Source organism: Brevundimonas sp. (assembly GCF_036659295.1).
Classification (GTDB): Bacteria; Pseudomonadota; Alphaproteobacteria; order Caulobacterales; family Caulobacteraceae; genus Brevundimonas.
The window spans coordinates 1-18472 of sequence record NZ_JAVXCU010000029.1; the positions used below are offsets into that span (position 1 = coordinate 1).

General features: G+C 60.5%; 19 protein-coding genes and 1 tRNA gene. 9 read left to right on the forward strand and 11 right to left on the reverse strand.

Features of this window, described 5'->3' with window-relative positions:
• The 3 genes from RSB01_RS07220 to RSB01_RS07230 all read right to left on the reverse strand — a co-directional run.
• On the reverse strand, window positions 1-462 hold a 462-nt coding region (locus tag RSB01_RS07220; protein WP_332625237.1), incomplete at its 3' end, for an Hpt domain-containing protein.
• Window positions 463-541: 79 nt separating this feature from the next.
• Window positions 542-1333, reverse strand: coding sequence for an NAD kinase (locus RSB01_RS07225; RefSeq protein ID WP_208380848.1), 792 nt, complete (start codon window positions 1331-1333; stop codon window positions 542-544).
• 51 nt (window positions 1334-1384) lie between these two features.
• Complete coding sequence (locus RSB01_RS07230) at window positions 1385-2380, reverse strand: DUF2336 domain-containing protein (RefSeq protein WP_332590621.1); 996 nt, start codon at window positions 2378-2380, stop codon at window positions 1385-1387.
• A 221-nt stretch (window positions 2381-2601) separates the two neighbouring features.
• On the opposite strand from RSB01_RS07230, the gene RSB01_RS07235 reads away from it, so the two are divergent.
• The 4 genes from RSB01_RS07235 (at window position 2602) to RSB01_RS07250 (ending at window position 8563) form a co-directional block, all read left to right on the forward strand.
• Window positions 2602-3366: a class II aldolase/adducin family protein gene (locus RSB01_RS07235; RefSeq protein ID WP_332625238.1), complete on the forward strand. Its 765-nt coding sequence runs from the start codon at window positions 2602-2604 to the stop codon at window positions 3364-3366.
• Window positions 3367-3398: 32 nt separating this feature from the next.
• Complete coding sequence (locus RSB01_RS07240) at window positions 3399-4163, forward strand: hypothetical protein (RefSeq protein ID WP_332590619.1); 765 nt, start codon at window positions 3399-3401, stop codon at window positions 4161-4163.
• A 99-nt stretch (window positions 4164-4262) separates the two neighbouring features.
• On the forward strand, window positions 4263-5393 hold the full coding sequence (locus RSB01_RS07245) for an efflux RND transporter periplasmic adaptor subunit (RefSeq protein WP_332590618.1): 1131 nt from the start codon (window positions 4263-4265) through the stop codon (window positions 5391-5393).
• A gap of 2 nt (window positions 5394-5395) precedes the next feature.
• On the forward strand, window positions 5396-8563 hold the full coding sequence (locus tag RSB01_RS07250) for an efflux RND transporter permease subunit (protein ID WP_332590628.1): 3168 nt from the start codon (window positions 5396-5398) through the stop codon (window positions 8561-8563).
• Between the two features lie 183 nt (window positions 8564-8746).
• On the opposite strand, the gene RSB01_RS07255 is transcribed toward RSB01_RS07250, so the two are convergent.
• Window positions 8747-9277 (reverse strand): cytochrome c family protein, encoded by a 531-nt coding sequence (locus RSB01_RS07255; RefSeq protein WP_332620457.1) that lies wholly within the window; start codon window positions 9275-9277, stop codon window positions 8747-8749.
• 187 nt (window positions 9278-9464) lie between these two features.
• Here RSB01_RS07255 and RSB01_RS07260 point away from each other — a divergent pair, with 187 nt between their 5' ends.
• Window positions 9465-9734: a FeoA family protein gene (locus RSB01_RS07260; RefSeq protein ID WP_332592065.1), complete on the forward strand. Its 270-nt coding sequence runs from the start codon at window positions 9465-9467 to the stop codon at window positions 9732-9734.
• Window positions 9734-11599 (forward strand): ferrous iron transporter B, encoded by a 1866-nt coding sequence (locus RSB01_RS07265; RefSeq protein ID WP_332592066.1) that lies wholly within the window; start codon window positions 9734-9736, stop codon window positions 11597-11599. The genes RSB01_RS07260 and RSB01_RS07265 overlap by 1 nt, the downstream gene beginning before the upstream one ends.
• A gap of 97 nt (window positions 11600-11696) precedes the next feature.
• Here the strand turns inward: RSB01_RS07265 and RSB01_RS07270 are convergent, their stop codons facing one another.
• Together RSB01_RS07270 and RSB01_RS07275 are read right to left on the reverse strand one after the other, a co-directional pair.
• Window positions 11697-12023, reverse strand: a complete 327-nt coding sequence (locus RSB01_RS07270; RefSeq protein ID WP_332592067.1) for a hypothetical protein — start codon at window positions 12021-12023, stop codon at window positions 11697-11699.
• Window positions 12024-12090: 67 nt separating this feature from the next.
• On the reverse strand, window positions 12091-12747 hold the full coding sequence (locus RSB01_RS07275; RefSeq protein WP_332625241.1) for a TetR/AcrR family transcriptional regulator: 657 nt from the start codon (window positions 12745-12747) through the stop codon (window positions 12091-12093).
• 133 nt (window positions 12748-12880) lie between these two features.
• On the opposite strand from RSB01_RS07275, the gene RSB01_RS07280 reads away from it, so the two are divergent.
• Window positions 12881-14092: an FAD-dependent oxidoreductase gene (locus RSB01_RS07280; protein ID WP_332592110.1), complete on the forward strand. Its 1212-nt coding sequence runs from the start codon at window positions 12881-12883 to the stop codon at window positions 14090-14092.
• Here RSB01_RS07280 and RSB01_RS07285 read toward each other — a convergent pair.
• The 4 genes from RSB01_RS07285 to RSB01_RS07300 all read right to left on the reverse strand — a co-directional run bounded on the left by RSB01_RS07285 (window position 14089) and on the right by RSB01_RS07300 (window position 15531).
• Window positions 14089-14409, reverse strand: a complete 321-nt coding sequence (locus RSB01_RS07285) for a 2Fe-2S iron-sulfur cluster-binding protein (RefSeq protein WP_332592109.1) — start codon at window positions 14407-14409, stop codon at window positions 14089-14091. The genes RSB01_RS07280 and RSB01_RS07285 overlap by 4 nt on opposite strands.
• A 66-nt stretch (window positions 14410-14475) precedes the next feature.
• A complete protein-coding gene (locus RSB01_RS07290) occupies window positions 14476-14724 on the reverse strand; it encodes a hypothetical protein (RefSeq protein ID WP_332592108.1) in 249 nt (82 codons plus the stop codon).
• A gap of 217 nt (window positions 14725-14941) precedes the next feature.
• A tRNA-Thr gene (locus tag RSB01_RS07295) sits at window positions 14942-15017 on the reverse strand.
• 76 nt (window positions 15018-15093) lie between these two features.
• Window positions 15094-15531 (reverse strand): HIT family protein, encoded by a 438-nt coding sequence (locus RSB01_RS07300; RefSeq protein ID WP_332620490.1) that lies wholly within the window; start codon window positions 15529-15531, stop codon window positions 15094-15096.
• Window positions 15532-15633: 102 nt separating this feature from the next.
• Here RSB01_RS07300 and RSB01_RS07305 point away from each other — a divergent pair, with 102 nt between their 5' ends.
• Window positions 15634-15999 carry a phage holin family protein gene (locus RSB01_RS07305; protein WP_332591705.1) on the forward strand — a complete coding sequence of 122 codons (366 nt, stop codon included), beginning with the start codon at window positions 15634-15636 and terminating at the stop codon, window positions 15997-15999.
• Window positions 16000-16067: 68 nt separating this feature from the next.
• Here RSB01_RS07305 and RSB01_RS07310 read toward each other — a convergent pair whose 3' ends face one another.
• Window positions 16068-17408, reverse strand: coding sequence for a serine hydrolase (locus RSB01_RS07310; RefSeq protein ID WP_332591704.1), 1341 nt, complete (start codon window positions 17406-17408; stop codon window positions 16068-16070).
• Window positions 17409-17749: 341 nt separating this feature from the next.
• On the opposite strand from RSB01_RS07310, the gene phaP reads away from it, so the two are divergent.
• Window positions 17750-18220, forward strand: a complete 471-nt coding sequence (phaP, locus tag RSB01_RS07315) for a TIGR01841 family phasin (protein WP_332591703.1) — start codon at window positions 17750-17752, stop codon at window positions 18218-18220.
• Window positions 18221-18472: the final 252 nt, after the last annotated feature.

Below are 18472 nucleotides of genomic sequence, written 5' to 3' on the forward strand. Positions count from 1 at the left end.
ACGAACCTCGGCTTCCAGCGCTTCGGCCAGTTCACGGCCAACCGGATGATCCTCGGCCTGGATCTTGTCGCGGACAATGGCGCGAATGGCCGAAATATGGGCTTCGACCAGTGGCCACGGAGCGTTCAGGCGTTGGCCCGCATTGTCCATCAGGCGGCACAGGCTGCCAGCAATACGGGTGACCAGCGGATATTCGTAGGTGGTGCCAAGACCTTTCAGGTCATGGGCGCGCATATAAAGGCTGTCGGCAGTTTGGGCGTTATAGCCTTCGTTGCGGATCGCGGTTTCGGCCGCTTCCAGCTTGACCATCTCGTCCTGTAGCCATTGCCCGAACTGGGATGACAGGGCCTTGAGAGCTTCTTCGGCGCGGGCGACAGCGGCGGCATCAATGCCGCCAAAGCTTCCGCCAACCTTGGAGCGGAGAAGGTTGGGACGACGGATCATTTCGGGCCGTTGGGTCACTGGACTGTCCTTACCTGCACTTGGCCTCACCTATACTGACGTTACAGTTTGGAGGCACAGGCTTAAGATTTTCTGTAGCCTAGCCCGCGAATTGTTCGGCCAGCACGCGCTCTTCATAGGTACGGCCCGCATCGAACATCATGGTCAGGCTGATATCGCGACGCTCGCGGACCTCGACGCGGTGGACGCGGCGGACTTCGAAATTGTCAGCCGTGGCCGAGACGGGGCGCTTGTCGGCTTCCAGAACGTCGAAGCGAACCTTGGCCGTATGCGACAGCAGCGCCCCGCGCCAGCGGCGCGGACGAAACGCGCTGATGGGGGTCAGGGCAAGACTGGGCGCATCCAGTGGAATGATAGGGCCGTGTGCTGACAGGTTATAGGCGGTTGAACCGGCGGGCGTCGCCACCAGACAGCCGTCGCAGGTCAGCTCTTCGAGGCGTACCTTGTCATTGATGCTGACACGCAGCTTGGCGGTCTGGCGCGTCTGGCGCAGCAGGGACACCTCGTTAATGGCCAATCCGCTATGGACCTGACCGCTTTCCACCCAGGCATCCATTTGTAGCGGGTGCAGGATGGTGCGGTCGGCCTCGGCCAACCGTTCGGGCAGGTTGTCCTCGCAATAGTCGTTCATCAGGAAACCAACCGAACCCCAGTTCATGCCAAAGACGGGCTTTTGCATTTTGAGGTTGGTGTGCAGGGTTTCCAGCATGAAGCCGTCGCCGCCCAGCGCCACAATGATGTCGGCATCCTTGAGCGGCACAATGCCATAGCGGTCTTGCAGGCGCTGGCAGGCCTCGCGCGCCTCGGGGCGGTCGCTGGCAACAAAATGCAGGGTCGGAAGAGGCGCTGTCTGGGTCACGGTGTCAGGCAAGCCGAGCTTGGCGTCCAAGTCAAATGCGAAGTGACAATTAATCGAGCGGTATCAGTGCACAGCAGGGCTGTTGCCCAGACAGTCCACAATGGCCCGCAGTTCCAGCTTGGCCTGATAGCGGTCGCGTTCGCCAAGGCGTAGCTCGCTGTCCAGCAGGGGCGGGGGCAGGGTCATGCCCTGACGGCGTAATCCTTCCAGCACATCGGGGAAGGCGGCGCGGTCGATACCGGCGGCAAGGCAGGCCAGATAGAAATGGCGGGCACTGGGGCGACGGATCAGGAAGTCCAGTTCGTCGGTGCGGATTTCGGCCAACAGGCAGAGTGACTGCAAGAACAGGGTGTGACGGTTCTCGCGTACAAACCGCATCAGGCTGGCGGGTGTCAGCCGGCCGCTGTCGTGCAGGCGCATGGCGATGCGGGCATCCTGCAATTGCTGGACAGTATCGCTCATAGCCATTTTCAGCTTGTCGGCATGGTGCGGGAAGCGCTCGCACAGGGCGTCTTGCAGCGTGCTGGCCACCCAGCGATAGAGCCGCTCGGCCAAGGCTTCATCAAGCGCCGGATGCAGGGTCAGAGGCTGACGGATACCGACAATGTTTTGCGAGGCATCGACCAGTCGCTCCAGACCGTCATCGGGCAACTGGGCGTAGATATTGGAGGCCAGTGCGGTCAGGAGCAGAGGCTCTTCGGTGTCCAGAATGGCCTGCGAAACTTTTGAGGCAAGGCCGGGACGCAGGGCGACCTGTAGCCGGTGTTCGGTCGTGGCTGTCGCCAGAAGTTCCAACAGGTCGTTTTCGTCGAGCAGAGGACTGGCGGAAATCACCGGCGTTGCGATTTCAATCTCGTCACTGGCCAGCGCGCGGGCCAGCTCGACCGGCAGCCAGTCGGCAGAACCGAGGCGGCGCGAAAGGCCTCGTCGCACATCATGTTCGACCGCGCGCACCAGTTCGACAAACACAGCACCCAACTTGCCATGAATGTTCTGGGGGCCCTGAAAACGGGCATAGGCATCGGCCAGCGTCATCACAAGACGGGTCTGGTCTGTCACCGGTCGCGACTGCACCTTTCTGGTGAGCTGGCGAAGGGTATCAAGGTTGATCGATTCTGATCTTGGCATGTCCGGGGACGGCAACGCGGAAAACTCCGATAGCAGGCGGCTATTTCTAGTCGGACGCTATGAAAACAGGGTTAACCGCGCAGCTTGACGACACGCTATCCACATAACACTGTCAGGGCAGTGGGCGGCTCTTGTAAGGGAAGGGGAATCCGATGGCTGACGGCGGGAATTCCGGCATGCGAAATAACGTGTCCGAGGCCGAGTGGAAGACGCGCGTGGAGCTGGCCGCCCTATACCGGCTGGTCGCCCTGCACGGCTGGGATGATATGATTTTCACCCATATTTCCGCACGCGTGCCCGGCCCGCAGACGCATTTCCTCATCAATCCCTACGGCTATTATTTCGAGGAAATCACCGCCTCTTCGCTGGTGAAGGTCGATCTGGACGGAAACATCGTTCAGGAAACCGAGAGCTTCATCAATCCGTCGGGCTATACCATCCATTCGCCCGTGCATGCCGCGCGCGACGAAGCACAATTTGTCATCCATCTTCATACGGTGGCAGGGGTCGGTGTTGCGGCCCAGAAGCATGGCCTTCTGCCCCTTAGCCAGAATGCCTGTCTGTTGCAGAACGATGTCGCCTATCACGGCTATGAGGGGCTGGCGCTCAACCATGACGAACGCGATCGTCTGGTCGCCGATATGGGCACAAAGAATATGATGCTGTTGCGTAATCACGGCACTCTAACAGTCGGAGAGACGGCGGCGGCGGCGTGGGTGCGAATGTTCTTTCTGGAACGCGCCTGTGCGCAACAGGTGGCGGCCCTGTCGGCAGGTGTCGAAAATGTCCTGCACGCGCCCGATGCGGCGCAGGAAGAGACAAAATATCAGGGACAGGGCGTGGGCATGATTTCGGCTCTGGCATGGTCGGGGGCACTGCGTCAGCTGGACCGACGATCACCCGGCTATGATGCCTGATGAAGCACTCGGGGGGGATGCTTCATCACTGGATGGTTCCGGTATCTGTCGCAGGCATGGCTATGGCTTTGGCCGGTCCTGTTACGGCGGGCGCGTGGAACCAGCCTAAAGGACAGGGACAGGTTATCGTCAAATACGAGCCGGTCTGGTCCATTCATCGTTTTGACGAGGACGGGGATCGTGTGACCCTGCCTGACGAGCGTCAGGACCATGTGCTGTCGCTGTGGGGCGAGTATGGCCTGAGCGAGCGTGTGACGCTGCTGGTGAAAACCGACTGGCAGGATGCCGATGACGGGTTTCACCACTATCGCGGTATGGGGCCGGTCGAGATCGGCGGTCGCTGGCAAGCTGTGGACCATGATGGCTGGCAGGTGTCGCTACAGGCCAGCTATGTGTCCGATACCCAAGGGCGCAATGCGGCATGGGGCTCACCCGGAGAGGGCGAGCAGGAGGCGGATCTCAGAGTGCTGGCAGGACGCAGTTTCGGTGGCCGCTATCCCGGTTTTTACGAACTGCAACTGGCCCATCGCTGGCGTGATAATCTGGCGAACGAGGTGAGGGCCGAGGGCACGGTCGGCGTGCATTTTCGCGAAAACTATACGGCCATGGCCCAGTTTTACGCAGGCAGGGCCGATATCGATAGTGATGTCGGTGGTGCGCGCTGGCTGGCGCTGGAAATGGGCGTTGTGCGCCATTGGGATGACTGGTCTGTACAGGCTGGATGGCGCGCGACGACAGCCGGACGCAACGTCCCTGCGGGCGATGGCCCGATTGTGGCTTTGTGGAAACGTTTTTAACCGACGGAACCGCTAATCCACCCCGTTTAATCAGTTTCATTTGCACTAACGCGTACAGGCGTTATGCGGAACCGCATGATGTCGGGGAGAGTATAGAGCGTGTTCAAACGCCATTTTTTTATTATCGTGGCGGGGGCGGTTGTTGCCCTGATGCTGGTCGCAGCGGTTCTCAAGATTACGCTGGGCAATGACGGTCCTGCCGGTGCCGGCGGACCCGGTGGGCCGGGCGGCCGCGGGGGCGGGCAACTGGTCGCAGCGACCAGCCCGCAATCTCGCGAGTTCAGCGATGACCTGAAGGTTCTGGGCGTGGCCCGCAGCCTGCGCTCGGTGAACATCACCTCCTCGACATCCGAACTGATCACCAAAGTCTTCTTCAATGACGGTCAGGCCGTGCGCGTGGGAGCGCCGCTGGTTGAACTGCAAGCCAGCGAGGAAGACGCCGCCATCCTTCAGGCGCGCGCCCAGCTGGCACAGTCCCAGCGTGAATATGACCGCTATAAAATCCTGTCCGAACGCGGTGTCGCACCGCGTGTTATGGCCGAAAATGCCGAGACAGCGCTTCAGTCCGCGCGTGCGGTCGTACAGGCTGCCGAGGCCCGTCGCGGTGATCGCATCCTGAGAGCCCCATTCGCGGGCGTTCTGGGTCTGACGACGGTTACGCCGGGCACGCTGGTTAGCCCGGGCACCGTCATCACCACGCTGGATGATCTCAGCAGCATCCGTGTAGATTTTGCTGTGCCGGAGCGTTTCTTGTCCACCTTGCGTGCAGGCACGGCATTGACGGCAACGGCAGACGCCTATCCGGGCCGTACCTTCGAGGGGCGTATTTCCTTGATGGACGTGCGTGTGGATGAACAGACCCGCGCCGTGACCGCCCGTGCGGAATTCCCCAATCCGGGCGGAGATATCCGCCCGGGCATGATGATGCGTGTCGCGGTTCGCCAAGGCCAGCGTCAGGCGCTGGCTGTGCCGGAAGCGGCCGTCCAGTATGAAGGTGCGGGTGCCTTTGTGTACCGTATTGCCGGTAGCGATCAGGGCAGTATCGCCCAGCGTGTCGAGGTGCAGGCAGGTACGGTCGAGAGCGGTTTTGTCGAGATCGTCACGGGCCTGTCGGCCAATGACCGTGTTGTGGCATCCGGATTGAACCGTATCCAGCCGGGGGCACCGGTACGTACCGAGGACAAGTCCAAGACGCAAACTGCGGCGGCACCAGCCAAGGCTGACCGCTAATGATGTTGTCCGATGTATCGGTCCGCCGTCCGGTCTTTGCGGCGGTTGCGGCCATTGTTTTGTGCGTTATCGGTCTGGCAGCCTTCTTCATGCTGCCGGTCCGCGAGCTTCCTGATGTTGACCCGCCGGTGGTGTCGGTCAGTACATCCTATGCCGGTGCCTCTGCCGAGGTGATTGAAAGCCGGATTACCGAGCCGATCGAACAACAGATTGCCGGTATTCAGGGCGTCGAGCGTATTACGTCGTCCAGCCGTGACGGCCGCTCCAACGTCAATATCGAGTTCCGTCTGGACCGCAATATTGACGATGCCGCCAACGATGTGCGCGACCGCGTATCGCGCGTTATGGGGCGTCTGCCCGATCAGGCTGATCCGCCCACCGTTTCCAAGGCGGACTCGGATTCTTCTCCGATCATCATCCTGTTCCTGCGCTCGACGACAATGAACCGTCTGGAGCTGACGGATTATGCCGACCGTTATCTGGTGGACCGCTTTGCGACCGTGCCCGGTGTGGCGCAGGTCAATATTTTCGGTGACCAGACCTATGCCATGCGTATCTGGCTGGACCCTGCGGCGATGGCGTCGCGCGGTCTGACGGTCACGGATGTCGAGCAGTCGCTGACCAGCCAGAACGTCGAACTGCCCGCCGGTTCGCTGGAGGCCAGCCAAAAGGACTATACGGTTCGTGTGGCGCGTAACTATTCGCGCCCCGAAGACTTTGCCAACCTGCCAATCGGTACGCGTGGGGCGGCCTCGGCCAACGGTCTGACCGGCACGGCCACCTATGTGACGCGCCTTGGCGATATTGCCCGTGTCGAAGAGGGCGCGGTCGAGCATCGCCGCCTGTTCCGTGGCAACAGCATCGACCAGATCGGTCTGGCCATTACCCGTCAGGCCCAGTCGAACGACCTCGAAATCAGTGCGGGTGCCCGCAAGCTGATGGAAGAAGTCCGCAGCAGCCTGCCTGCCGGTACGACACTGGAAGTGGGTTCAGACAACTCGGTCTTTACCTCGCACGCTATTGACGAGGTGTGGATCACCATCGGCATTTCGATGGCGCTGGTGGCACTGGTCAACTTTATCTTTCTGGGCAGTCTGCGTGCGGCCATCGTGCCGTCGGTGGTGGCCCCGATCTGTCTGCTGGCGACCTTTATCATTCTGGCCCCGCTTGGCTTCTCGCTAAACCTTCTGACCTTGCTGGCCCTCGTGCTGGCGATCGGTCTGGTGGTCGATGATGCTATTGTGGTGGTCGAGAATATCCAGCGCCGACTGGATCAGGGCGAACCGCCGCTGATCGCCGCAGAGCGCGGGGCGCGTCAGGTGTTCTTCGCCGTTGTCGCCACGACTGTCGTGCTTCTGTCGGTGTTTGCACCGCTGATGTTCCTGCCGGGTTATGTGGGGCGTCTGTTTGTTGAACTGGCCGCCGCGATTGCGGCAGCTGTGGCCTTCTCGGCCTTCCTTGCGCTCAGCCTGTCGCCGATGATGGCGTCCAAGATCCTGCGTCCGACCTCCTCGACGGGGTGGATGGGTCGCAAGGTCGATTACGCCATGGACAAGCTGAAAAACTCTTACGTCAACTCGCTCAACATGCTGATGGGCCGCCGTATTGCGGTGGGCGGCGTGATTGCAGCTGTGGTGCTGGTCGGTGCGGGGGCTGTGGGCATGGCTCTGGCCCTGCCGGACGAACTGGTGCCGGACGAAGACCGTGGCCGTGTCATGGTGCGTGTCGCGGGACCGGAAGGCGCAGGCTACGACTATATCCGCGAGATTCTGCTGGGGATCGAGCCGGTCCTTGAGGATTATCGCCAGAGTGGCGAGGTGAACAACTATCTGGTGACCTCGCCGGGCTTTGGCGGCGGCTCGTTCAACTCGGGCAATATCATCATGAATCTGGCCGACTGGTCAGAGCGTGATCGTCCGGCTGCCGATATAGCGCAGGAACTGAACGGTCGTCTGCGCAACCAGACGGGCGCACAGGTCAATGCCTCGACGCCCGGTGCTTTCCAGCGCGGTGGCGGTGGCGGCAACTCGGTCGAGATGATCGTGACCGGTTCCGATTATGCGGCCATCTATAACTGGCTGCGTCCGGTTATGGCTGCGGCGATGGAAAACCCGGGCTTCTCGCGTCCCCGTATGAACTACGAGCCGAATGCGCCACGTCTTCTGGTGGATGTGGATACGCAAAAGGCGGCGGCGCTGGGCGTTTCCTCGCAGCAGGTTGGCCGTACGCTGGAAACCATGTTCGGGTCACGTCGTGCGACCACCTATATCAAGGGTGGTCAGGAATATGATGTGATCTTGCAAACCGACCGCGCCAACCGCCGCAATGTATCGGACCTAGAAGGTCTGTATGTTTCGACGGGCGCAGGCCAGTTGGTACCGCTGTCGTCGGTGGTCACGACCAAGACTTCGGGCGATACGCCGGATCGCCGTCGTCTGGACCGTCAGCGTGCGATTACGTTGTCGGCAGATCTGACGCCGGGCATGACGATTGCCGATGCTGTCCAGTTCCTGAACGATCAAGTCGCCAAGCAACCCCAAGGCGTGGTCAATGTCCGTTGGGGTGGCACCGCGCGCGATCAGGCCGAGGCCGGTGGCGCGGTGATGTGGGCCTTTGTTCTGGCCCTGTTGCTGGTCTTCCTCGTGCTCGCAGCCCAGTTCGAAAGCTGGATTACGCCTGCGGTTATCATGCTGACTGTGCCGCTGGCGGCAGCGGGCGGTCTGTTCGGGTTGTTGATGGCGGGCTCCAGCCTGAACATCTACAGCCAGATCGGTTTGATCATTCTGGTCGGTGTGGCGGCCAAGAACGGTATTCTGATCGTCGAGTTCGCCAACCAGTTGCGCGATCAGGGCCGTACGATCCGCGAGGCCATCATCGAGTCCTCTTCGCTTCGACTGCGCCCGATCATCATGACGTCGCTGGCTTCGGCCTTTGGCGCTCTGCCGCTGATGCTGTGGCAGGGGGCAGGGGCGGGCAGCCGCCAGACGATCGGTGTGGTGATCTTCTGCGGGGCGTTGTTTGCAACCCTGCTGACCTTGTTCGTCGTGCCGGTGATCTATGGTGTTCTGGCCCGCTTTACGAAGTCGCCGGACTATACCTCGCGCAAGATCGAGGAATGGGAAGCGCAGGAACGTGCCGAGGGCAAGACGCCCGATATGAGCGCTCATTAATCCTGACCAAAACTGCAAAGAGCCGCCCCGATGGGGCGGCTCTTTTTGTTTGGGCGGGACGCCCACCTCTAACGTTCGCCACGCGGTGGCTCACTGCTTGAGAGGCCGGCTTTTTAGAGTGGCCCCCTAACGCTCGCGACGCGGTCTCTCTCTGCTTGAGGGGGCTTTGCAAGAGCGTGAAAGCTACGGGGCTGCTGGAGCGGCTTCCGGCGCGTAGCCGGTTTCGACCTTGAGGAAGGCGATCACGTCTTTGCGGTCTTGTTCGCTGGCGATGCCGACGAAGCTCATCTTGTTGCCGGGCAGGAAGTCACGCGGGCGTAGCAGCCACTCGTCCAGTTTCTGGGCATCCCAGACGAAATCGGCATCCTTGAGAGCATTGGAATAGCGATACTTCTCGTGGGTGCCGACCGTGCTGCCGAACAGACCGTACAGGTTCGGGCCGGTCATGTTGGGGCCACCCTCGGTAATGGTGTGGCACGAACGGCACCGGGCAAAGACGCGGCGGCCATTTTCCAGATCACCCGCATTATAAGGGGCGGGCAGGGCGGCCAGCAGGGCCAGTTTCTGTTCCTGCGTCGGCTCGGGACGTTTGGGCGGAGCCGGAGCCTTGTCGGCGGTTTCTGTGCCGGAACCACAGGCGGCCAGCATCAGGGTGCAGCCTGCCATGAGGGGAGCAGCGAGGGTCTGGGGGCGCAAAAACGTCAAAATGGACATGGGAAATCTCCGGTTGGCGCGGTTGTAGCCCAATGCGGAGGCGCTGCAACGGGACAGAACGCCCTGTGGGTAAGCTTTGTCATAACCGCAATATACCATCCGATTACTGGACGCCGCGTATTAGTAGGTGATAATCACTCTCAACGAAGTACGGGTGGTGCGACTGCGCCTTCAGAACTAGAGAACGATGTCCAAAATCATCAAGTTGAGTGAGGCGCGACGCGGGGATCGCGGCGTTATCGTGCAGGTTGGTGCACACTGTCATCATCAGGAACACGAGGTGGAGCTGGAGCGCCGCCTTCTGGAGCTGGGTCTGGTCGAAGGGGCCAAGGTCGAACTGCTGCACGAAGGCCTGTTCGGACGCGATCCGATTGCCCTCAAGGTTGATGATATGCGCGTTGCCCTGCGTCGCCGCGAGGCGGCCAGCCTGAATATCGATATCGGGGGCGAAGCTTGATGGACGCTATGGTCAAACCGCTTCGTTTTGCTCTGGTCGGTAATCCCAACAGCGGCAAGACGGCGCTGTTCAATTCGCTGACGGGTTCGCACCAGAAGGTCGCCAACTATGCAGGCGTCACGGTCGAGCGCAAGGAAGGCCGGGTACAGGGCACCGACGGTCTGTCGCTGATCGTCACCGATCTACCGGGGACCTATTCCCTGCGTGCGCGCTCTCTGGACGAAGAAGTCAGCCGTGACGTGGTGCTGGGCACACGGGCAGGCGAGACGGCACCGGATGTGCTGGTTTGCGTGGCCGATGCCACCAACCTGCGTCTGGTTCTGCGTCTGGCGCTGGAACTGAAACAGGTGGGCCGCCCGATGGTGATGGCCCTCAACATGTACGACATCGCCCAGCGTCAGGGTTTGCAGATTGATCTCGAAGGTCTGTCACGCGATCTGGGCATGCCGGTTGTGACCACGGTGGCGACGCGCAAGCGCGGCCTGCCGGAACTGATCGCCGCCGTAGAAAAACAGGCCCTCCACGCGACGCACCAGAGTGAATGGCATGCGCCCTCGGCGGCCGAGGTGCGTATCGCCCACCGCGAGGCCGAACGCCTGATGAAGGCGCATGTTCAACCGGCGGCCCGTCCGGACACGCTGACAGGCAAGCTGGACAGCGTGCTGCTGCATCCGGTTGCGGGTCTGGCGATCCTGTTCGGCGTCCTGTTTGTAATGTTCCAGGCTGTGTTCAGCTGGGCCACGCCCGCCATGGACGGTATCGAGGCCGGTTTTGCCCTGTTGGGCGAATGGATCGGGGTCACGGTTACTAATGACCTGCTGCGAAGCCTGCTGGTGGATGGCCTGATTGGCGGTGTTGGCAGCGTGCTGGTCTTCCTGCCGCAGATCCTGCTGATCTTCCTGTTTATTATCGTGCTGGAAGACCTGGGCTATATGGCCCGCGCTGCCTTCCTGATGGACAAGATTATGGGCGGGGCAGGCCTGCATGGCCGCGCCTTTATCCCGCTGCTGTCCAGCTTTGCCTGCGCCATTCCGGGCATCATGGCCACGCGGGTTATCAATGCCAAGCGCGACCGTTTGACCACCATCCTGATCGCGCCGTTGATGACCTGCTCGGCGCGTATTCCGGTCTATACCCTTATTATCGCTGCCTTTATTCCGAACGCAACCGTAGGTGGCTGGATGTCGCTACAAGGGCTGGTGATGTTCGGCTTGTATGCAGGCGGTATCGTCAGCGCCCTGCTGGTGTCGCTGGTGATCCGTCGTGTGCTGTGGCGCGGCATGGTCGAGCCGTTCATGATGGAACTGCCCGCCTATAAGATGCCCGACATTAAATCGGTGCTGATGAACCTGTGGCTACGCGCTAAAATCTTCCTGAAGCGCGCGGGCAAGATCATCCTGCCACTGATGATTATCGTCTGGGCACTCTCGACCTTCCCCTATCCGCCGGAAGGCGCGACGGGACCGGCGATCGACTATTCGTTCGCCGGCATGATGGGCAAGTTCCTGCAGCCTATTTTCGCACCTATCGGTTTCAGCTGGCAGATGGTTGTGGCCCTGATCCCGGGCATGGCTGCGCGTGAAGTGGCTGTGGCAGTTCTGGGCACCGTCTATTCGGTGGCGGGTGCCGAGGAAAACATCGGCACGCTGGCCAATGTTCTGGCCAATGACTGGTCGCTGGCGACGGGTCTGGCCTTCCTTGCGTGGTACATCTTTGCCCCGCAATGCCTGCCGACGATTGGCGTGGTCCAGCGCGAGACGGGTTCCAAAAAGTGGACGGCGATCTTTGTGATCTATCTGTTTGCTCTGGCCTATCTGGCTGCCTTTATCACCTATCACGCCGCCGTTGCTCTCGGCGCAGGCTGATAGGTTTAGCGCCCAAACGAAAAGCCCCGGGGAAAACCCCGGGGCTTTTTTATTTCATCTGGAGGGATGCGCAGAATTCCTGAAAAAGCAGGGTCTTTTAATCAGGGCCACCACCCGGGACCTTATCGGAAGACTGCCCGACCTGAATCTCTTCTACGTACCTGCGTGCAACCGCATTATGGGCCGCTGTCTGTCGCGGCGTGTAGCAGATGTTGCGGCGACGGATCGAACCGGTACGGGCGCGGTACTGGCAATCATTAGCCGTTTCATTACGGAAGCGGTTTCTGGGTTGCTGTGCCGGTGATGCGTCTTCGTCCGCTTCAAGAGTTGCAGCTTGAGCAGGGGTGGTTACCGGCTGAATCTGGGGCGCCACATCCGGCACCGTGGCTTGAATGATCAAGCTCATCACAAACGCAACAGACATTGTATCCTCCGGAGCAGGCTTATTTGAATAACGACGATACTCTATTCGTCGTCGTTCGCATAGGATGTCAACGTCCGGTTGTCAGTTTCAGGACAATATGGGCTGTCGTATCGACGATGGCTTCGGCGGTATCGGCGCGGCGCATCAGGGTGAAACCGGCCGCTACGGACTCCACCAGATTGGCGGTTTCATAGGAGGCCAGCTTGGCATTCAGGCCCACGGGATGCAGGCCATTGGCGCGGGCCTGAGCTATGCGGCGCTCGAGCGCAAGGTGAAGACGGCGCAGGCGCTTGATACGGGTTTCGGCGAAATCCGGTTCGCCCTGATCGGCCAGCATATGCTCGACACGCAGGACCGGACCGTGTTCGTCCCACAAGGACAGCACATCCAGAACATAGGCGCGAACGGCCTCGAAGCCGCGATCACCGGACCAGTCGGCATGGATATGGGTGGCCAGACGCTGGAAATCTTCGGCGGATTCCTCGCACAGCATCAACACTGCTTCTTCGACCGTTTTGAAATAGGTGTAGAAGGTCGGCGCCGAGACATTGGCGGCCTGAGCCACATCCGCTGGACGGATTTCGCCCAGATGCCTGTGGTCCAGAAGCTGGCGCAGAGCGTCCAAAATGGCGCGTCGTGTGCGTGCGCCACGGCTTCGGATGGTGTGACCCAGCTTGTTCTTGGTGTCCGGCATATCACTAGGTTGGCGTGGCAGAATGGGCATGGCCTAGATTGTTAAAGGTCTTTCGACAAGTAAGGATTACCCCTGCGACATTCTGTCAATCGGGTTTCCGCTCTTGACCCGTGGCGCGGGCACCCGCAAATCCGTGTGATACTATTTTCGGGGTGCGGTGCTCATGTCCAAGGTTGTGATTATCGGTGCAGGCCATGCAGGCGGTTCGGTAGCGGCTTTTCTGAAGCAGTATGGGCATGAGGGGCAGATTATTCTGGCTGGCACCGAAAAGGTGGCCCCGTACCAGCGCCCGCCACTGTCCAAGGCGTGGCTGAAAGGTGAGGCGGACGAGGCCTCGCTGCAATTACGCGCCGACAGCTATTATGCCGATAACGGCATCGACCTGCGTCTGGGCGTTTCGGCCACCGGCATCGACCGCGCCGCCAAGACCGTCACCTTTGATGATGGCACAACCGAAACCTACGACTATCTGGTCATCGCCACCGGTTCGCGGGCGCGGCGTTTGCCGGCCTCGTGCGGGACGGGCGAGGGCACGCTGGAACTGCGCACCACTGTCGATGCCGAACGCCTGAAAGAGGCACTGGGGCAGGGCAAGCGACTGCTGGTGATCGGCGGAGGCTATGTGGGCCTTGAGGCCGCAGCATCGGCTCGCGCCCTGGGCGCAGAGGCGGTCGTGCTGGAACGTATGGAACGGGTGCTGCAACGCGTGGCCTCGCAAACCCTTTCCGATTTTTACAGCCGTCGCCATACCGCCGAAGGCGTCCAGATCCGTACCGGAGCCGATGTCGTCACCGTGGCTGCTGACGGCGTGGTCTTTGCCGACGGTGAAACCCTGTCTGCCGATGCCGTGCTGGTGGGCATCGGAGCCATCGCCAATGACGAAATGGCCCAAGAGGCCGGTCTGGAATGTGCCGACGGTATTGTGGTGGACCTCGAGGCCCGCACCAGCGATCCGGCTATCTTTGCCGTGGGCGATGTCACGCGCCGTCCGCTGCCGCACTATGATGGCATCATGCACCGTCTGGAGAGCGTGCCGAACGCACTGGAACAGGCCAAACATGTCGCCAGCGCCATTACCGGCCGTCCTGCCGGTGCGCCCGAGGTGCCGTGGTTCTGGTCGGACCAGTATGATGTGAAGCTACAGATTGCAGGCCTGCCGTTCGGTGCCGACCGTCAGGTGGTGCGCGGCGATGTGGATGCGGGCAGCTTTGCTGTCTTTCATCTGAAGGGCGACAAGATTGTCTGTGTCGAGGCCGTTAACTCGGCCCCGTCCTTCATGTTCGGTAAGCAGGCTATCGGTAAGGGCACGTCGGTTGATGCCGATGTGCTGGCTGATGCCGAGGCTCCGATCAAAACCGCAGCGATTGCGGCCTAGTCGGCGCTGGGGACGAAGACCTTCATCCCCTCCATCGCATCTGTCAGGATGATCTGACAGGACAGGCGCGAGGCGGCTTCATCAAAATTGTCGCGCCAGTCCAGCATATCGCGCTCGAAGCCTTGAGCCTGACCCACCTCGGCCTGCCAGTCGGGGTGGATATGCACATGGCAGGTGCCGCACGACATCTGGCCCCCGCATTCCGCCTCGATCCCCGCCACGCCGTCACGGGTCGCATAGGCCATCAGGCTGGCCCCGCTATCGGCATCGACCAGTTGTTCGCTGCCATCCGGCTGGGTGAAGGTGATGAAGGGCATGGGGAACTCGCAAGGAAATCAGGTGCCCTGCTGTCAGATCGTGCCATGCCGATCAAGGGGGCTGGGTTATGCAGCGCAGGCTTTTTGCTGGCGCAGGGTTTCGATCTGGGAAATGCGCGCTTGAATTGAGCGGTCGGCATCGGCGCGGGCGGTCGAGTAGAGTACGGGACGGACGTTTTTGACGCGACCATCGGCGATATCATTGACCTGTGTGCGGGTCTGGTGGGCCAGTTCCAGTTCTGAGTTCAACTGCTGACAATTCAGGCTCTGAGCATTGGCGTCAGCTATTGCCGGAAGGACAGGATAGCGCGTCACGGCACATCCTCCGAGCGTAGCGATAAGGGCCATGCAAAGGCTTAGGCGAGCGGCATACGGCATTGAAATCATCCCCACAGAATAAAACTCTATGAGAGGTTTCTGACGCGGGATGCCGCATCTCTACCAGTTAAAACGCAGTAATTCGGGCCGTGGTCATACGGCTCCGTACAGGCACATGAATGGCCGGAGCAAAAAGCGTGACTGTAAAGGGAAGTGGTGCCGGTTGCAGGAATCGAACCCGCGACATCCAGTTTACAAAACTGGCGCTCTACCAACTGAGCTAAACCGGCGCGGCCCGACTTATGATGAGAGAATCTCTCTGATGCAAGAGCGGGTCGCTAGTATTTTGCCATTAGTTTTGATGCGTTAGGCCAGATTGCTGCGGATACGCTCGGCAATGGCTTTCAGATCGGCAAGATCGGCCATGCCGGACTGTCCATGACCGGCCATGGCCTTGTTTTCCCAGCGCGGAATGATGTGGAAATGCAGGTGGAAGACGGTCTGACCGGCAGGCGTGCCGTTGAACTGGGTGACGATCAGGCCGTCCGGTGACAGGGCTTTGTCGATGGCGCGGGCCGTGCGCTGGACGGCGGCGGTCAGCGTGGCCAGATCGTCGGCATCCATTTCGAGAATGTTGCGGGCCGTCGAGGTCTTGGAGATGACCAGCGTATGCCCCACGGACTGGGGGAAAGCGTCCATGAAGACATAGACCTGATCGTCTTCCCACACGGTCACGCCGGGGATTTCACCGCGAAGGATTTTGGCAAAGACGTTTTGCGGGTCATAGCTGCCGTGAAGGCTCATGGAAGACTCCTTGTGATCTGGACGCCAGCCTAGCAGTATCAACGGGCCGGTGCATCCACTGTGCGCGGGCTTGAACAGGCTTCTATCGAGGGAGACGGGCGTATGGTTGGGTTTCTGATACAGGCTTTGGTGACGATGGCGGGGTTGTGGCTGTCGTCCAAGGTGGTGCCGGGGGTGGATTTCACATCCACAGGTTCGCTGATTGCGGCGGCACTGATCCTTGGCATTGTGAATGCTTTTGTGCGTCCGCTGATGATTATCCTGACCTTGCCGCTGACGCTGGTGACGTTCGGGCTGTTCCTGCTGGTGGTGAATGCCGCCATGATCGGCCTGACGGCGTGGTTCCTTGGCGGGTTTGCGGTCAACGGTCTGTGGGCCGGTATCGGTGCGGCCATTGTGACCGGCGTGGTCAGCTATTTTGCGGGGCTGTTCTTTATGCCCAAGACGGAAATCCGCACGAATTCCTGATTGCCGGATAAGAAAAAAGGCGCGCTCCGGATCGGGAGCGCGCCTTTTATTGTGTCCGGTGTCTGCTTTTAGGAAGGGCGGATGACCATGCAGGTGACGCGGCGCGCAGCAAGGGTTTCACAGACCGAGTTGGCCTTGTCCTCGGTCATGCCGGTGAAGCGCGAGCGGAACCAGCCGCCATCTGCGGTTTGAACATTGCGTTCGGCACCGGTGAACTCGGTACGGAAGCGGCGGTTGATTTCGTTCAACCAGTTGCGGGCGACGTCTTCGTCCTTGAAGGCACCGACCTGAACCGACCAGCGACCGGCAGGTGCTGCGGGTGTACGGACCGCCGCGCGAGCAGGGGTCGGTGCGCGTTCGGCGTTGCGGCGCGCAGACGGTGCCGGCGTGATCGCGGTCGGCGCCGGAGCGTCGGCCGGTGCCGAAACCAGATTGGCATCATCGGCGGCATACGGGCGGCCTTCGGTCGAAACCGAAGCATAGGCTACAGGCGCGGTCGGCGACGGAATGCCGTAGCCGTGATTTTCAAAGAAGTCCTGATTGGAGGCAATCCGTTCGCCACGGGCCTTGCGCTCTTGCAGGTCAAAGCCGGTATCCATCAGCTCGGCCACATGGGCGTTGCGGCTGGCGGTAGAGCGGCCACCCATGACGATGGTGATCAGGCGCTTGTTATTGCGAACAGCCGAGGCCGACAGGTTGTAACCCGAGGCATTGGTAAAGCCGGTCTTGATGCCGTCATAACCGCGTCCAGTGGCCAGCAGGCCATTGGTGTTGCGGTAGTCACGACCGTTAAAGTACCAGTCGTGCAGGCCCAGATAGCGATAGTATTGCGGATAGTCGCGCATGACGGCGCGGCTGAGGATCGCCAGATCGTTGGCCGTCGTGGCCTGACGTGTATCGGGCAGTCCGTTGGCGGTGGTGAAGCGGGTGCTGTGCATACCCAGTTCACGCGCCTTGGCGGTCATGCGCGAGGTAAATTCGGCTTCGTTTCCGGCAATGTGCTCGGCGATCGCAACGGCCATGTCATTGGCGCTGCGGACGGCTGTGGCGCGCATGGCGTCATCGAGGCTGATGGACTGACCGGCGGCCAGACCCAGTTTCGACGGCGGCTGGGCCGCGGCACGCGGCGAGACGGTCAACTGGTCGGTCAGCTTGATGCGGCCTTCTTCCAGCGCCTCATAGGCGAGGTAAAGGGTCATCACCTTGGTGATGGAGGCCGGATAGCGACGCTCGTCGGCAAAACGCGAGAACAGGACTTCACCCGAAGTCGCATCCAGTACAACCGACGCATATTTGCTGTTGTCGCTCGACTGCGCGACCGGCGGGGTCTGGCCCACGGTCGGAAGGAGGGCGCTACAGGCCAGCAGAGCGGTGAACAAGGCAGGCTTGCGAAGAGATGAGGGGGACATCGGCATAAACGGGGCCTCTTCACTGTGGCGCGTCACCACAGGGGAAACCGCGCCGGAGAAGTCTACAAGATCGCTGACAGGAGTTTCGACACAGTTAACAGCCTGTCAATCATTGCTGTTGGCGATGACGGGAATCCGATCCTGTACAGACGGTAATCTTTTGGGGTGCGCTTGGCTATGTGCCAGCGCAAATGTGATCTTTCAAGAAATTGTGCATCGCACAAAAAGCCTTGATATTTTATCTCGCATGTGCGAAATGGAGATCGTTGTTATGCATGCGGGCGTGGCCTGCACAGCATGACTACCCGATTTAATCCCCCATTCCGACCTTGGAGATATCCATGTCTGACGCGACCGAAACTGTGAAGCAAACCGCTGCCAAGGCCCAAGCTCAAGTCAAGGCTCAGGCTGAAGCGATCCAGAAGGCCAGCACCACGGCCTTCAAGGACGGCGTTGAGCGTTCGCTCAGCTCGCTGACCGAGCTGAATGCCCAGGGCAAGAAGAACCTCGAAGCTGTCGTCGAGAGCGCTGCGGCCGCCCAGAAGGGTGCCGAGGCTCTGTCGCAACAGAACTTGGCCTATGGCAAAAAGAGCTGGGAAGAAAACGTCTCGGCGGCCCAGTCGCTGAGCCAGGCCCGTTCGGTTCAGGAACTGTTCGAACTGCAAACCGCATGGGCCAAGTCGGCGACCGAAGCCTATCTGGCCCATTTGAACCAGACCTCCGAAACCTTGACGGCGTCGCTGAAAAACAGCTTCCAGCCGATCAACGCACGCGTCAGCGCTGCGGTTGAAGGTTTCCAGTCGGCTCGCTAACCCTCCCATAGCGACTGACACATGAAGGCTCCGGTGCTTGCATCGGGGCCTTTTTTGTTTGTGCATACGCCCGCCGTTTTTGGCGGTTTGGAAACCTAAGCCGTTTAGAAACGCTAGGAGGCTGAAGACAGGACCTGAAAGATAGTCCGCTCACGTCATCGTTGACTGGACGGTGCTTCAAATCAGGGCATCATTGTCTTTAGGACTTCAGTGCCTATCTCTGGGTTGGAATGATTAACAGACGGACTTCGA

Bases quoted from the DNA above. Each gene is read 5' to 3' on its own strand.
- RSB01_RS07235 (WP_332625238.1), top strand. From the start codon at position 2,602: ATGGCTGACGGCGGGAATTCCGGCATGCGAAATAACGTGTCCGAGGCC.
- RSB01_RS07240 (WP_332590619.1), top strand. From the start codon at position 3,399: ATGGTTCCGGTATCTGTCGCAGGCATGGCTATGGCTTTGGCCGGTCCT.
- RSB01_RS07250 (WP_332590628.1), top strand. From the start codon at position 5,396: ATGTTGTCCGATGTATCGGTCCGCCGTCCGGTCTTTGCGGCGGTTGCG.
- RSB01_RS07255 (WP_332620457.1), bottom strand. From the start codon at position 9,277: ATGTCCATTTTGACGTTTTTGCGCCCCCAGACCCTCGCTGCTCCCCTC.
- RSB01_RS07260 (WP_332592065.1), top strand. From the start codon at position 9,465: ATGTCCAAAATCATCAAGTTGAGTGAGGCGCGACGCGGGGATCGCGGC.
- RSB01_RS07265 (WP_332592066.1), top strand. From the start codon at position 9,734: ATGGACGCTATGGTCAAACCGCTTCGTTTTGCTCTGGTCGGTAATCCC.
- RSB01_RS07270 (WP_332592067.1), bottom strand. From the start codon at position 12,023: ATGTCTGTTGCGTTTGTGATGAGCTTGATCATTCAAGCCACGGTGCCG.
- RSB01_RS07275 (WP_332625241.1), bottom strand. From the start codon at position 12,747: ATGCCCATTCTGCCACGCCAACCTAGTGATATGCCGGACACCAAGAAC.
- RSB01_RS07280 (WP_332592110.1), top strand. From the start codon at position 12,881: ATGTCCAAGGTTGTGATTATCGGTGCAGGCCATGCAGGCGGTTCGGTA.
- RSB01_RS07285 (WP_332592109.1), bottom strand. From the start codon at position 14,409: ATGCCCTTCATCACCTTCACCCAGCCGGATGGCAGCGAACAACTGGTC.
- RSB01_RS07300 (WP_332620490.1), bottom strand. From the start codon at position 15,531: ATGAGCCTTCACGGCAGCTATGACCCGCAAAACGTCTTTGCCAAAATC.
- RSB01_RS07305 (WP_332591705.1), top strand. From the start codon at position 15,634: ATGGTTGGGTTTCTGATACAGGCTTTGGTGACGATGGCGGGGTTGTGG.
- RSB01_RS07310 (WP_332591704.1), bottom strand. From the start codon at position 17,408: ATGTCCCCCTCATCTCTTCGCAAGCCTGCCTTGTTCACCGCTCTGCTG.
- phaP (WP_332591703.1), top strand. From the start codon at position 17,750: ATGTCTGACGCGACCGAAACTGTGAAGCAAACCGCTGCCAAGGCCCAA.